The organism is Arenibacter sp. 6A1, from assembly GCF_012272855.1.
Classification (GTDB): Bacteria; Bacteroidota; Bacteroidia; order Flavobacteriales; family Flavobacteriaceae; genus Arenibacter.
The window spans coordinates 235,972-249,586 of the sequence record NZ_JAAXCQ010000004.1 but is presented as its reverse complement, the minus strand read 5'-3'; the positions used below and the strand labels follow the sequence as shown (position 1 = coordinate 249,586).

At 37.9% G+C, this 13,615-nt stretch carries 14 protein-coding genes; 5 read left to right on the top strand and 9 right to left on the bottom strand.

Going from position 1 to position 13,615, the window contains the following annotated elements:
• Positions 1–3: 3 nt before the first annotated feature.
• From HCG49_RS05110 to HCG49_RS05095, 4 genes are all read right to left on the bottom strand, one after another.
• Positions 4–1,371, bottom strand: coding sequence for an exonuclease domain-containing protein (locus HCG49_RS05110; RefSeq protein ID WP_168468465.1), 1,368 nt, complete (start codon positions 1,369–1,371; stop codon positions 4–6).
• Between the two features lie 71 nt (positions 1,372–1,442).
• Positions 1,443–2,096 carry a YggS family pyridoxal phosphate-dependent enzyme gene (locus HCG49_RS05105; RefSeq protein WP_168468464.1) on the bottom strand — a complete coding sequence of 218 codons (654 nt, stop codon included), beginning with the start codon at positions 2,094–2,096 and terminating at the stop codon, positions 1,443–1,445.
• A gap of 62 nt (positions 2,097–2,158) precedes the next feature.
• Entirely contained in the window at positions 2,159–3,046 is an 888-nt protein-coding gene (locus HCG49_RS05100; protein WP_168468463.1) for a 3-hydroxyacyl-CoA dehydrogenase family protein, read from the bottom strand.
• Between the two features lie 12 nt (positions 3,047–3,058).
• A complete protein-coding gene (locus HCG49_RS05095; RefSeq protein ID WP_168468518.1) occupies positions 3,059–4,018 on the bottom strand; it encodes a Gfo/Idh/MocA family protein in 960 nt (319 codons plus the stop codon).
• A gap of 83 nt (positions 4,019–4,101) precedes the next feature.
• On the opposite strand from HCG49_RS05095, the gene HCG49_RS05090 reads away from it, so the two are divergent.
• Both HCG49_RS05090 and HCG49_RS05085 read left to right on the top strand, forming a co-directional pair.
• The gene (locus HCG49_RS05090) at positions 4,102–4,275 is read left to right on the top strand and encodes a hypothetical protein (protein ID WP_168468462.1); all 174 of its coding nucleotides are present in this window, start codon (positions 4,102–4,104) and stop codon (positions 4,273–4,275) included.
• Between the two features lie 111 nt (positions 4,276–4,386).
• Entirely contained in the window at positions 4,387–5,028 is a 642-nt protein-coding gene (locus tag HCG49_RS05085) for a protein-L-isoaspartate(D-aspartate) O-methyltransferase (protein WP_168468461.1), read from the top strand.
• A 25-nt stretch (positions 5,029–5,053) separates the two neighbouring features.
• Here the strand turns inward: HCG49_RS05085 and smpB are convergent, their stop codons facing one another.
• Complete coding sequence (gene smpB / locus HCG49_RS05080; RefSeq protein ID WP_168468460.1) at positions 5,054–5,515, bottom strand: SsrA-binding protein SmpB; 462 nt, start codon at positions 5,513–5,515, stop codon at positions 5,054–5,056.
• 112 nt (positions 5,516–5,627) lie between these two features.
• On the opposite strand from smpB, the gene HCG49_RS05075 reads away from it, so the two are divergent.
• Positions 5,628–6,374: a DUF6503 family protein gene (locus HCG49_RS05075; RefSeq protein ID WP_168468459.1), complete on the top strand. Its 747-nt coding sequence runs from the start codon at positions 5,628–5,630 to the stop codon at positions 6,372–6,374.
• On the opposite strand, the gene HCG49_RS05070 is transcribed toward HCG49_RS05075, so the two are convergent.
• A complete protein-coding gene (locus tag HCG49_RS05070) occupies positions 6,371–6,901 on the bottom strand; it encodes a SixA phosphatase family protein (RefSeq protein WP_168468458.1) in 531 nt (176 codons plus the stop codon). The two genes, HCG49_RS05075 and HCG49_RS05070, sit on opposite strands and share 4 nt — an antisense overlap.
• A 95-nt stretch (positions 6,902–6,996) precedes the next feature.
• Here HCG49_RS05070 and HCG49_RS05065 point away from each other — a divergent pair, with 95 nt between their 5' ends.
• A complete protein-coding gene (locus tag HCG49_RS05065; RefSeq protein ID WP_262888033.1) occupies positions 6,997–7,899 on the top strand; it encodes a PorP/SprF family type IX secretion system membrane protein in 903 nt (300 codons plus the stop codon).
• Positions 7,900–8,351: 452 nt separating this feature from the next.
• Here the strand turns inward: HCG49_RS05065 and HCG49_RS05060 are convergent, their stop codons facing one another.
• Positions 8,352–8,948, bottom strand: coding sequence for a TetR/AcrR family transcriptional regulator (locus tag HCG49_RS05060; protein ID WP_168468456.1), 597 nt, complete (start codon positions 8,946–8,948; stop codon positions 8,352–8,354).
• Between the two features lie 106 nt (positions 8,949–9,054).
• On the bottom strand, positions 9,055–11,658 hold the full coding sequence (gene clpB, locus HCG49_RS05055) for an ATP-dependent chaperone ClpB (protein WP_168468455.1): 2,604 nt from the start codon (positions 11,656–11,658) through the stop codon (positions 9,055–9,057).
• A gap of 169 nt (positions 11,659–11,827) precedes the next feature.
• On the opposite strand from clpB, the gene ytxJ reads away from it, so the two are divergent.
• Positions 11,828–12,223: a bacillithiol system redox-active protein YtxJ gene (gene ytxJ / locus HCG49_RS05050; protein WP_168468454.1), complete on the top strand. Its 396-nt coding sequence runs from the start codon at positions 11,828–11,830 to the stop codon at positions 12,221–12,223.
• Positions 12,224–12,390: 167 nt separating this feature from the next.
• On the opposite strand, the gene HCG49_RS05045 is transcribed toward ytxJ, so the two are convergent.
• Positions 12,391–13,578: a hypothetical protein gene (locus tag HCG49_RS05045; protein WP_168468453.1), complete on the bottom strand. Its 1,188-nt coding sequence runs from the start codon at positions 13,576–13,578 to the stop codon at positions 12,391–12,393.
• Positions 13,579–13,615 lie beyond the last annotated feature (37 nt).

The following is a 13,615-nucleotide window of genomic DNA, read 5'->3' as shown; positions in this document are numbered from 1 at the left end:
AATTTAAAAATTTAAATCTATAATTTTTAAAACTCTTTTTTTTCGAAGGTACGATTCTATGAGGTAAGAACTATTCGGATTTGCCTTCATAGGGGTTATAATAGACTCTAAGATATGGTTATTATTAATTTGATGGTTTAAATTAAAATACCCCAAGCCTTTAAAAACACCATTCTTAATTAAAATACCGCTGCGTTCCCCTATTTCTCTGCCTTTATCCGTGATTAATATGTTTTTTCCAGACAAACTGTATTTATCGATGGCCTGTTGTACCCTTTGGTTGTAACTTTCGGGTGATTCCTTTTTAATACATCCACCGTAACAAGCTTGCTCCTCGTAATGTGAACAGTGTTTTTTTGCCTGTGACAAGCCATTGATCTTATTGCAAAGGTTAAATTCGTCTCTAAGTTTATACAGGAAATTCTCTGCTGCCAGGGCACTGTTGAAAGTTGTAATGGGCTTTGTTCTTGGTGCTATTTTGGCAACTTGAATTGTTATATAGCCATGTTCGTTGACCGCCTTGTACAAACCATGGGAAAACAACCTCTTTTTAGAAAATGTATTGTATTTGGGTTTGTTTCTTGTTAATTCGGCGTTTTCTTTTAAAAGAGCTATCAATTCGTTGCCTGTTTTTTCGAAAGTAGCACTCTTGGTTTCTTTTTGAATTTTTTTAGCACGGCTGCCATTACTGGTAAAATATTGGTTGACCCTTTTTTTTATATTACTGCTTTTTCCCAATAATATTAGGTCTCCATCTTTGTTGTGCAAATAGTACATTCCGGTTTCTGAAGGTAGCCCATCTATAATATCCAATTGCCTAGGCGATAGTTCTCCTTGGTTTTCACTTCTTAGGACGCTCTTGATAATGGTTTTGTCCAAGTCTTTAGATAGTAGTAGCTTAAAGAGTTGTAAGGTCGCTAAAGCGTCTCCGTTGGCCCTGTGGCGATCACTGACCGGGATTCCGAGCGAACGCACTAATTTACCCAGACTATAAGAGTCGGCATCCGGAAGTAGTTGTTTGGATAGCTCTACAGTACAAAGCGTTTTTCGTTCAAAATTATACCCCAGTCTTCTAAATTCCGTTCTTAGAATACGGTAGTCGAACTGGGCATTATGTGCTACGATCACTGCGTCTTGGGTAATCTCTACGATGCGTTTGGCAACCTCGTGAAATTTAGGGGCCGTTCGTAACATATTGTTGTTGATTCCGGTAAGTTTTACAACAAAAGGCTGAATTTCTTTTTCGGGATTAACAAGGCTTATAAATTGATCAACAACTTGATGTCCGTCAAATCTATGGATTGCAATTTCCGTAACCCCCTCTTCATTATATTTTCCGCCGGTGGTTTCTATGTCAAGTATAACGTACATGTATGCTGCTATGATTCAAATTTAAAACAAATATAGGTATTCCCTTTGCAAGTCTTAGGGTTGTAGAAGGGCTATTTTCGGGAGCCAAAAATACTGCTCCCTAACCGTACCATCGTACTGCCTTCTTCAATAGCAATTTGATAGTCGCCACTCATTCCCATAGATAAGGTAGATATTTCTGGAAATTTTGTTTTAGCGCGATCGAATAGGGTTTTAAGGGTTTTAAACTCCCTTCTTATTTGATGCTGGTCATCTGTAAAGGTAGCCATTCCCATACAGCCGACTATTTTAATATGTTGCAGAGCCGATATGTTTCCGGAGGCAATAAGCGCGTTGAATTCTGCTTCGTCAAACCCAAACTTGGTAGCTTCCTCGGCAATATGGAACTGAAGCAAACATGGAATTACACGTTGGTGTTTTTTGGCTTGTTTGTTAATTTCCTGAAGTAGCTTTAAGCTGTCTACCCCGTGAATCAATGACACGTATTCTGCCATGTATTTCACCTTATTGCGTTGCACGTGGCCAATCATATGCCAAGCGATATCTTTTGGCAAGGCTTCCCATTTTTGGGTCATTTCCTGTATCTTGTTTTCGCCAAATATCCGTTGCCCAGCAGCATAGGCCTCCTCAATATCACTAATTGGCTTGGTTTTGGAAACGGCCACTAAGGTGACATGGGCCGGAAGGGACTCCTTGATGGTTATAAGATTATCTTTAACAGACATGTTTTGTGTTATAAAATTTTATTTGTTGTAGGGCTAGCGCCTTACACTACATAGCGCTTTGATTATTGAAATTGTTTGGAGACGGTTTCTGCCTTGCGAGAGGCAGCATAATCGTAAAAACCTTCCCCGGACTTTACCCCCAACTTGCCTGCCATAACCATATTTACCAGTAAGGGACAAGGGGCGTATTTTGGATTTTTAAATCCATCGTACATTACGTTTAATATGGATAAACAAACGTCGAGTCCTATAAAATCGGCCAATTGTAGGGGGCCCATAGGATGGGCCATGCCCAATCTCATTACCGTATCTATTTCGTCAACTCCGGCCACACCGTTGTAAAGCGTTTCAACAGCCTCGTTTATCATTGGCATTAATATTCTATTGGCAACAAAACCAGGGTAGTCATTTACGGCTGTAGGGGTTTTGTCGAGTTTACGCGATAATGCCATAATCAATTCGGAGACTTCATCGGAAGTACTATATCCGCGAATGATTTCTACCAGTTTCATGATGGGTACAGGATTCATAAAATGCATCCCGATAACTTTATCGGGACGCTGGGTAGCAGCAGCTATTTGCGTAATGGAAATGGAAGAGGTATTGGTGGCTAAAATGGTTTTAGGCTCACAAAGAAGATCGAGCTCCTTGAATATCTTTAATTTTAAGGCCAAGTTTTCGGTGGCCGCTTCTACTACCAAATCAACATTTTTCACCCCTTGGTCTAAGTCGGTGTAGGTACTTATTTTTCCTAAGGTTTTTGCCTTTTCTTCCTCAGTAATGACGGCTTTCGCTAGCATTCTATCCAAATTTTTGGCAATAGTGGCCACGCCTTTTTCTAAGGATGTTGGGGAAATATCGATAAGATTGGTAGCGTATCCATTTTGGGCAAATACATGGGCAATTCCATTTCCCATCGTTCCGGCACCGATAACTGCAATATTCTTCATACTCCTGTTTTTTTAAAAAGATGCAATAATTTGTAAGGCTACTCGCAATGCCTGGGTTCCTTGTGCAAGGGTTACTACCGGAGTAGTATCATTGTTTATGGCATCGGCAAAAGTTTCCAATTCGTCTAATATAGCATTGTTGCCTGGGATCTCGGGATTCTCAAAATAGATTTGTTTTTTTACCCCTTCGGCATTTTGTAATATCATATCAAAATCTCCTGCTACTTCAGGAGCTTCCTTCATCTTTACAACTTCTACTTTTTTCTCTAGGAAGTCTACCGAAATATACGCGTCTCGTTGAAAGAAGCGCGATTTACGCATGTTTTTTAAGGAAATTCGGCTGGCCGTTAAGTTGGCGACACATCCGTTTTTGAATTCAATCCTGGCATTGGCGATATCTGGAGAATTACTGATCACCGATACTCCACTGGCGTTTATTTGTTTTACCTCGGAATTTACCACACTTAAAATGGCGTCTATATCATGGATCATTAAGTCTAAAACCACTGGTACGTCGGTTCCTCTCGGATTAAATTCGGCCAATCGGTGTGTTTCAATGAACATAGGGCTGTCGATATTATCTTTTACCGCCATAAAAGCCGGATTAAACCGTTCTACATGACCTACCTGTCCTTTAACCCCGTATTCTTTTTCTAAAACAAGGAGTTCTTCTGCTTCTTCTAAAGTGTTAGTGATGGGTTTTTCTATAAAAACGTGTTTCCCTTTGGTTATTGCCTTTTTGGCACAATCAAAATGCGACAAGGTTGGGGTTACAATATCGATGACATCTACAGCATCTAACAATGTATTTATATTGTCATAATATTCATACCCGAATTCTGCTGCTACCTTATTTCCATTAATGGCATCTGGATCGTAAAAACCGACTAAGGTATATTTTGTAGATTGATTGAGTAATCGGAGGTGTATTTTCCCTAAATGTCCTGCTCCTAGGACGCCCACTTTTAGCATAGTTTTAGTTTTCTTCAAAAATAGGGATAGTTTGTTATTCTTTGGTCTTAAATGGAAAAAGTTCGGCCTTTTAAAATGAATTATTGAAGGGGTGTAAGGTTGTTCTTAATAACAATAAGGAGACGTTGTGCTTTGGTTTGGGTAATGGTGTTGCTAAGGTATTGGACGACAGTGTGATTGTTATGGATGTAGATCGTCCTTTGTTTTTAGGAAGAATAACGGTTGACCCGGCCCTCACAGATGTAAATGGCCCTTAGGCGAATATTTCTAAAATATAGTACGGATGTATCTCTGAAAGGATTAGATTGCGGTCTTTATATTTTGTTTTATTTTAATTCAACTTTACCTTAGTAGCCAAAATAAACCTTGTGAAAGATACCCTAAAACATAGAGGAATGCGCAATAAATTGGTAGATGTCCTTATCGAAAAAGGAATTGCCAATGAAAGTGTATTAAATGCGATTCGTACTATCCCGAGGCATTTGTTCCTCGATAGTAGTTTTGAGGATCACGCCTATCAGGATAAAGCTTTTCCGATAGGGGCCGATCAAACAATTTCACAGCCCTATACCGTTGCTTTTCAATCAGAACTTTTGGAGGTGCAGCCAAATGATAAAATTTTGGAAATAGGCACAGGAAGTGGTTACCAAACTGCAGTGCTTTTAAAGCTAGGAGCAAAAGTGTATACCATAGAACGTCAGTTAGAATTGTTTAAGAAGACCAACATCTTTTTTAATAAGATGGGATATAGGCCAAAAAGCGTCATTTTTGGTGATGGCTATAAAGGATTGTCCGAAGAAGCACCTTTTGACGGTATTATTGTAACAGCTGGAGCCCCATTTGTTCCCAATCCTTTGTTGGCACAACTGAAAATAGGAGGTAGACTCGTAATTCCAGTAGGTGTAGATGAACAAATTATGACCGTTTTTATACGTAAATCGGCTAAAGAATTTGAAAAGAAAGAATTGGGATCCTTTAGGTTTGTTCCTTTATTGGAAGATAAGAACTAAGGCTACAAATAAGTTGTAGCCTATATTAGTTGTTAAAACTTTTTTTAATCCGATCCAGGTTCTTTTTGTTGTCCCTGTCCTTAATGGTCTCTCGTTTGTCGTAAAGTTTCTTTCCTTTTGCCAAGGCTATATTTATCTTGGCAAGTCCACGGTCGTTAACAAATAGATTTAAGGGAACTATAGTAAGGCCCGAATTCTTTACTTCTTTTTCTAGCTTTTTTAATTCACCGCGCTGAAGCAAAAGTTTTCGTTCGGCTTTAGGTTTGTGATTGTAATGCGTACCGTGTGAATATTCATCGACCTGCATGTTAATAACAAATAGCTCACCGTGATCGTTGAATTCACAAAAACTTTCCGAAATAGAAGCCTGGCTTTCACGGATAGATTTTATTTCGGTACCCGATAAAACGATTCCGGCGGTATAGGTGTCTAGAATTTCATAATCGAATCTAGCTCTTTTATTTTTTATGTTTACTTTTTTCTGCATAGGTTTGACAAAAATAGGAACAATTCTGTGATTTACCATTTAGATAAATCAGAATCTAACGAATGTTTTAATTAAATTTGAGGTTTTTGCGATGATATTAAAAATAAAATTCATGAGGGGTTTATTGTTCTTGTTTGTTGGTCTTTTTTTGGTAGGATGTAAAGATAAAACCAAAAGGGGTTTAACAGCCCAGGAGATTGTAGATAATGCTATTTTAGCTAGTGGCGGGCCCTTGTATAAAACTACGGATGTTTCCTTTGAGTTTAGAGACCTTTTGTACAAGTCGGAATGGCAGAAAGGAAAACGGATTCTTAAAAGAATACGCAAGCAAGATTCCGATACCATCATCGATATAAGAGACCCTAAGGGGTTTAGGCGATTCATTCAAGGCAGGAAAGTGCCATTGACGGATTCCCTGGCTACCTTATATTCGAATTCCGTGAATTCTGTACATTATTTTGCCTTTTTACCCTATGGCCTTAATGACAATGCCGTTAACAAAGAGTTGTTGGGCGAGGTTACAATTGGTGATCAGGAATATTATAAAATAAAAGTAACCTTTGACCAAGAGGGCGGAGGAGACGATTTTGATGATGTTTACCTGTATTGGTTTAACAAACAATCTTTTAAGCCCGATTATCTGGCCTATAAATTTCATGTAAATGGTGGCGGAATCAGATTTAGGGTAGCATATAATGAACGGTATGTGAACGGGATTCGATTTGTAGACTATAAAAACCTAAAAACAGAAGGCCAAGAAGTTTCCTTTTATGAGGTAGATCGTTTATATCAAGACAGTAAATTACAGTTGCTTTCTACAATAGAATTGGAAAATATTTCAGTGAATACATCTCTCTAATCAATTTTTAATCGGATATCTGTCGGTATACCGTCCATTATCCGCACAATAAAAAGACTCCCATTGTCATAGTCGTCCATGGCCGAATATTTTTGTGCCCCTAATATTTGGTTTACAAATTCGGGTATCGTGTTGCTATGGCCTACTACCAACACATTTTTTCCCAAATTATCGTTTTTAAAGGCTTCTATATCTAGGGTAGATAAATTATACAGTTGAAGTGTGAGGTTCTTTTTTATTTCTGTGGGTGCCGCGGTCATAGTAGTCCTTTTGAAATCGGTGCTATAAATAGCGTCTATGGCTACGGGATCCAAAACCTCGGCCCATTTAATTGCCCTGCCCAGTCCTTCTTGATTTAATTCTGGATTCTTGTTTTCTGGATCGCTACGGTCTTTTTCGGCATGCCTTATAAAATAAAAGGTAGAAATGCCCGGTTGCATAGGAATTTCTACTGATTTCTGTTCTTCTTTACAGCTAATTGCACTGAAGAAGATAGATAGAATAAATAAGAGTTTTATGGTCTTCATTGTAAAGGATGTTCGTTCTGTCCTAAGATTATATAATTTTAACTAAAAATACACTAAAATAGTATTCCTTACACATCCTTTTTGTTCTTTTGTATATGTTGAAAAAGTGTATTTTATATTCTTTTTTGTTGATGACAGTAGTGTCGTATGCACAAGTAGTGGAATTGCCCCAAGACTTACGGCATCATAATTTATCTTTATTTAATTCCAGTCTCCTCCATCCGTCGCAGTCATTGAACAGCCAAAATCGTAATACTATTGCGTATTGGTCCCGTTACCAATGGCAGTATATTGATGGTAATCCAACTACTTTTTATTTGAATTATACTAGACAGTTAACCACTAATTCGGCAATTGGTGTAGGTTTGCTTCAGCACAATACTGGGGTGTTTTTAAATACGGGGGGGATGTTTAATTATGCCTTCTCTTTTAAATTGGCCGCCAAGATAGAATTGGCGATCGGAATGAATGTAATGGGATATAAAAGTGCATTTGCCGACCATTTGTTTCCTCCCAATCCAGATATCTCTTTACCTCAGTTAAGAACATCGGATGATTTTATAGTGCAGTTTTCCCCAGGAGTAATGTTTACCATGGCTGGTTTGAGTATAGGTCTTACATCTGAAAATATAATTGATTATAATTTTTCAGATCGGGAGGTACATACTAGAAAAGAAGAAAGAATATATTTAGGAGTAGCCAGTTATCAAATACCACTTTCTGTTTTTATGAGAAATGAAACCTTTCTTGAGCCCATGGTATACCTGAAAACCACACCAAATGATGATTCTCAAATAGGACTTAAAATTTTATTGAGGTCCGAAAAATTTTGGCTACAAGGCGGATATAATAGTTTTTATGGGGTTTCTGGAGGTGTAGGTGGGGTGTTTCGTAAACGATTTTTTGTGGGTGCTTTGGTAGAATTTGGTGTCGATAGTCGCTTGAAGGGTAAGGATCCTAGTTTTGAGATTGTTACAGCTTTTGGGTTTGGACAGTAGGAAATGGTGCTTTTATAGTTGAAAATAAATTCCAAAAATGTAAAAACTTGATTATTAATGACTAACAAAGAGTCAGGTAGTTGTAGAAGGGGTATTTCGGATAATTAATTAGAAGGACAAAGGGCCTCGCTTAAGAAATATGAAAAATGCAATACGTGTAAGCAATGAAAAAGACACATGATAAGCAGTTATTTCTAAGTATTTATTATAAAGGGATTACTTCATAAGAGGGTTTAATAGTTTGGTTTTGAGTATTAGTTCGTTTATGGCTAAAAGTCAAAACCAAAATAATAGCCCGAAAATCCTTTTAAAGGGCCATCAATTATGATCACCATGTTTATTTGGACAATTCTCTAGTTTCAGCTAAGGTAGAACAAGTCAGAGAGAACATTTTTATGCCAGGCACACAAAAAACCTTCGGTTTTTAGAATGAAGGAGCCTAAATAAAACTACTACATTTTAATCTCTTTTATGATCAACTGATCTAAATAAGCTAGCGTATTTAATAAATATTTTCTATCTCCTGTGATTGTAGCCATGGCAACAGCTCCCTGTATCATGGTGTATAATTGCTTGGAAAATTGAAGCGGGGTAACCGGTAATTTCAATTCACTGCTGTTGACCCCGTTTTCTAGGACCAAGGCAATTTTACCCTCTATTGTTTTAATGGTCTCCTTGGTTGCTGCTAATAATTGGGAATTATTATGGTTGGCATCTATGCCAACATTCAGAATGGGGCATCCTCCCAGGTCTTCAATAAAAACATCGTAGTGACGATAAAAATTGGTGAGCACAAATAATTTTTGGATTGAAGTGCCACTAGTATTTAATTTCTCATCAATCTCTCGAAGTAGCTTTTTGCTATTGTATTCAAAGGCGGCAAGGGCCAAAGAATCTTTGTTTTCAAAATTCCCGTAAATGGCTCCTTTTGTAAGGCCTGTGGCTTCAGTAAGGTCACTCATGCTGGTGCCAATATAACCAAGTCTATTAAAAATAGGTGCTACGGTTTCTATAATATAGGCGGTTGTTCTTTCTGCTTTAGTAGACATATACTTACAGTTTTATGCTAATATAGATTTTTATACTGTATGGTATTTAAAAATAGCAAAAAAAAGGACGTTCTCGATAAAAAGAACGTCCTTTTTGGGGATGCTGTTATTGCTTTGTTACTGTTGTGTCGTTTCTAAATACCAATTGGTCATTAAAGGAATCAATTAAGATGCCACTACCGGCATGGATTTTTCCACCGAGAAGTTCTTTAGAAATATTGTTCAAGACTTCTTTTTGGATGACTCTTTTAATTGGGCGTGCGCCATATTGCGGTTCATATCCTTTATCTGCCAAATAATCTATAGCCTCATCGGTAACATTAATATTGATTTGTTGTTTGGCTACCAATTTTTTAAGATGCTCTAATTGTAGCAGTACTATCTCCCTGATATGTTCTTTGCTTAGAGGGGTAAACATTATAATATCGTCTATTCTGTTTAAGAATTCGGGTCGTATAGTTTTCCTTAGCAAGCCCATTACTTCTACCTTTGCTGTTTCTGCGGCACTAAAAGTGTCCTCGGTGGCTTCGAATTTTTCTTGAATAATATGGCTTCCCATATTACTGGTCATTACAATAATGGTATTTTTAAAATCGGCTACCCTGCCTTTGTTATCGGTCAGTCGGCCTTCGTCCAATACTTGTAGTAGCACGTTAAAAGTGTCTGGATGAGCCTTTTCTATTTCGTCTAAAAGTACTACGGAATAAGGTCTTCTTCGAACAGCTTCCGTTAATTGTCCCCCTTCGTCATAGCCTACGTATCCTGGAGGTGCTCCTACCAGTCTACTTACAGAATGACGTTCTTGGTATTCGCTCATATCAATTCGGGTCATCGCATTTTCATCGTCAAAGAGGTAGGCGGCCAAGGTTTTAGCCAATTCCGTTTTTCCTACACCTGTAGTACCTAAAAACAAGAAAGAACCAATGGGGCGGTTACTGTCTTGTAAACCTGCTCTGCTTCGCCTTATGGCGTTAGAAACGGCTTGTATCGCCTCTTCTTGTCCTACTACTCTCTTGTGGAGTACATCTTCTAGATGTAAAAGTTTTTCACGTTCGCTTTGCAACATTTTAGTAACCGGTATGCCTGTCCACTTAGCCACTACTTCGGCAATATCTTCGTGGGTAACTTCTTCTTTAATAAGGGTTTCTCCTTGTTGTTGAACGTCTAAGTCGGACTGTAGTTTTTCTAATTTTTCCTGTGCCTCTTTTATTTTTCCATACCGGATTTCGGCAACCTTGCCGTAATCGCCATTACGTTCGGCACGTTCGGCCTCTAACTTGAAGTTTTCAATGTCATTTTTAGTTTTTTGGATATCATCGACAACTGTTTTTTCGCTTTCCCATTTGGCAAAAATCTCATTACGCTGTTCTTTGACATTGGCAAGATCTTCGTTTAATACCTTTAATTTTGAGGTGTCATTTTCTCGTTTAATTGCTGCAATCTCAATTTCGAGCTGCATTACCTTTCTGTCCAAAACATCCAATTCTTCGGGCTTGGAGTTTATTTCCATACGTAGTTTTGCCGCGGCCTCGTCCATAAGGTCAATGGCCTTATCTGGTAAAAACCTATTGGTAATGTACCGTTGCGAGAGTTCGACGGCTGCAATTACCGCGTCATCTTTAATTCTTACCTTATGATGCGCTTCATATTTCTCTTTTATACCCCTTAGAATAGTAATGGCGCTTTCGGTATCTGGTTCGTCAACGACAACCTTTTGGAACCTGCGTTCTAGGGCTTTGTCCTTCTCAAAATACTTTTGGTATTCGTCTAGGGTAGTAGCTCCAATGGCGCGCAGCTCTCCACGGGCCAAAGCTGGTTTAAGGATGTTGGCGGCATCCATGGCGCCTTGTCCGCCTCCGGCACCGACAAGGGTGTGAATTTCATCTATAAATAAGACTATGTTTCCATCCGAAGTGGTCACTTCCTTGATAACTGCCTTTAAACGCTCTTCAAACTCTCCCTTATATTTGGCTCCGGCAATTAAAGCTCCCATGTCTAAAGAGTAGATGATCTTTTCTTTAAGGTTTTCGGGAATATCGCCCTGAACAATTCTATGGGCCAATCCTTCTGCAATGGCGGTTTTCCCGACCCCTGGTTCCCCAACCAACATCGGGTTGTTTTTGGTCCTACGTGATAAAATCTGTAATACTCTTCTGATTTCTTCGTCCCTTCCAATGACAGGATCCAGCTTTCCCGAATCGGCTAGTTCATTTAAATTCCTGGCGTATTTGTTTAAGGAATTATAGGTGTCTTCAGCACTTTGAGAGGTTACTTTTCCCCCTTTTCGCAATTCAGTAATTGCGGCCTTAAAGTCCTTTTCCGTGGCTCCTTGATCTTTGAGGATATGGGAAATCTTGCTTTTAGACTTAAAAATTGCCAATAAAAGATGCTCAATCGAAACGTATTCGTCCTCCATCTTTTTGGCTATAATACTAGCTTCATTGAGTGTTTTTCCTGCTTCTCTAGAAAATATGATTTCTCCACCAGAGACTTTTGGGAAGCTTTCTAACTCTTTGGATAAAATTTGTTGTAGTAGGGCTGTGTTTACATTTAATTTTTTAAGTATAAATGGCAATACATTTTCTTCGACTTCAGAAATAGCCTTAAAAATATGTTCGTTTTCTATTTGCTGATGTCCTAGGCCTTGGGCAATCTGTTGTGCCTGTTGCACTGCCTCCTGCGATTTTATGGTAAAGTTGTTAAAGTTCATATAGTGGTATTTTTTATAATGTTATTGACTATTTTTGAAATGTTAATGGCAACAACCTTACCAATGGAGAGGGTAAGACAAAATGTCGGATAATTCCCTGCAATACAAGACATAAAGTCAGTAATGTAGGTGGTTTAGAAGCTGAACAACATAAATATAAAGTTACGAAATGGGATTGTTTAATAATTTATTTGGGAATAAAAATATTCAGGAGAAAAGAGACGAAAAAGAGCTACCTTGGATACCTCTGACATCTTTGGAGCAGTTAGATGAAATTAAAGAAAAATCAGTGCAAAAAACGCAGGTGATATTTAAACATTCTACGACCTGCGGTATTAGTAGTATGGTTATGAAACGATTTAAGGAAGCTTATGATATGCCCGAAAATAGTGTAGATCTGTACTATTTAGATCTGCTGCGTTTTAGGGAAGTGTCCAATGAAGTGGGGTATAAATTCCAAATTACCCACGAATCTCCCCAATTGTTGATTATAAGAAATGAAGTGGTAGTAGCTCATGAATCGCACGGTGCAATTTCACAGCTGTCCTTACAAAAGTATATATAAGGGAGTGTGTTCGTTTTTAAAGGAAATGCTAAAACCAAATAAAAAAGGTGTTCAACATGCAATTTTATTGCCTAAGAAAGTAAATGTAGGTAGGGAATAAGGAAAAGGAAGCCAAAAATTATGAGGTATGGAATCTTATGCTCCATACCTCATAGAAAGGTGTTTTTTTAGTAAAATCTGTGTTGTGATATAATGCCCTTTAATTTTAGTTTTAGGTCTTCTCCAGCGTCATAGACCATTTGTTCGTTTGATGGAAAGCTGACAGCGCTAATTTTAAGAAGGTCGATCAATTCGTTCTCCAAAGCTCTTTTGTCACCGTCGTACCTGGCATAGACATGGTCAAAAACAAACTCGCTAACTAGGGGGTAGGAGTTAAGTTGTTGCTGAGTGTGTAAATCTATAAAGCTTACGTTGCCTACCACCTGTACTTTTTTAAACTGTGTAAATTGATAAAAGTTGCATTTGACTGTTTTAAACTTATCGATCTTAATTTTATTGCCCAAACTATCTTTTAATATATTGCCTTGAGCGTCTTCGGCATATTTGTAGCCATCGATTACTTGCTTCTCCTTAGAGCTTTCTTTTTCCCTAACTTGTTCTGGACTGATATTGATTTCGCGAAAAGCAAGCTGCATTTCATAATCATAAGAAATATCTTTTATAGGAGTGGTGTGGTAAACAGTCCATATATCATTTATGCCATAGGTATTGAAATTTAAAAGGTCGCTTTCAAGCTTGGCAGGTACAATTTGTTCAGAATCGTTTGTCATGACCACTTGCACGTAGTCTAGGCCCTTGTTGTAGGCTTCTTCAATTTTTTGCCTAGTATCTTTATAGCCCGGGGTTATTTCGTTTAAATACTTAAAATCTTCATAGGCTTTTCTAAACTCATGTTTTGAAGCGCTTGTATTGAGAGCCTCGGTGGCACTAGCGTATAAAAACTCTGAGAATTGACTTTTTGCCGCTAATATTTCCTCATCATAATTTTTAAATGAAAATTTAGCATTTCTATTCTCTTCGTAAAGTCTAAGTGGTAATAAGGGCTTGATTCTTTGTTGAATGGTCTTTAAGTTTTGATAGCTATTGAAAATACTTTCCAAATTGGATGGATTTCCATCTTTTTTTAAAAATGCAATTTCTTGAAGTTCTCTTTCCGTATTTTTCTTATACGCCTCTTCTAAGAGTAGAATGTACGGCTGATGGCTTTTTTTGGTTTTGTTTTCCGCCAGATTCTTTAAAGCATTGTCTATAGCGTTCCTGTAATTTCCCAAATTAAGAGCTTCTTGGGTTTTTTTAACCCCGCCACAGGAAACGAAAGCCAATAAAAGGATTGATAATAGTATAGTTTTTTTCATAATGACCATTTTAGATATTTTTAAACGTAACCAAAGG

What these genes read in the sequence shown, in the direction of transcription:
- clpB (WP_168468455.1), bottom strand. Translation starts at nt 11,658, where the DNA reads ATGAACTTTAACAACTTTACCATAAAATCGCAGGAGGCAGTGCAACAG.
- HCG49_RS05110 (WP_168468465.1), bottom strand. Translation starts at nt 1,371, where the DNA reads ATGTACGTTATACTTGACATAGAAACCACCGGCGGAAAATATAATGAA.
- HCG49_RS05065 (WP_262888033.1), top strand. Translation starts at nt 6,997, where the DNA reads ATGTTGAAAAAGTGTATTTTATATTCTTTTTTGTTGATGACAGTAGTG.
- ytxJ (WP_168468454.1), top strand. Translation starts at nt 11,828, where the DNA reads ATGGGATTGTTTAATAATTTATTTGGGAATAAAAATATTCAGGAGAAA.
- HCG49_RS05095 (WP_168468518.1), bottom strand. Translation starts at nt 4,018, where the DNA reads ATGCTAAAAGTGGGCGTCCTAGGAGCAGGACATTTAGGGAAAATACAC.
- smpB (WP_168468460.1), bottom strand. Translation starts at nt 5,515, where the DNA reads ATGCAGAAAAAAGTAAACATAAAAAATAAAAGAGCTAGATTCGATTAT.
- HCG49_RS05060 (WP_168468456.1), bottom strand. Translation starts at nt 8,948, where the DNA reads ATGTCTACTAAAGCAGAAAGAACAACCGCCTATATTATAGAAACCGTA.
- HCG49_RS05070 (WP_168468458.1), bottom strand. Translation starts at nt 6,901, where the DNA reads ATGAAGACCATAAAACTCTTATTTATTCTATCTATCTTCTTCAGTGCA.
- HCG49_RS05100 (WP_168468463.1), bottom strand. Translation starts at nt 3,046, where the DNA reads ATGAAGAATATTGCAGTTATCGGTGCCGGAACGATGGGAAATGGAATT.
- HCG49_RS05105 (WP_168468464.1), bottom strand. Translation starts at nt 2,096, where the DNA reads ATGTCTGTTAAAGATAATCTTATAACCATCAAGGAGTCCCTTCCGGCC.
- HCG49_RS05075 (WP_168468459.1), top strand. Translation starts at nt 5,628, where the DNA reads ATGAGGGGTTTATTGTTCTTGTTTGTTGGTCTTTTTTTGGTAGGATGT.
- HCG49_RS05045 (WP_168468453.1), bottom strand. Translation starts at nt 13,578, where the DNA reads ATGAAAAAAACTATACTATTATCAATCCTTTTATTGGCTTTCGTTTCC.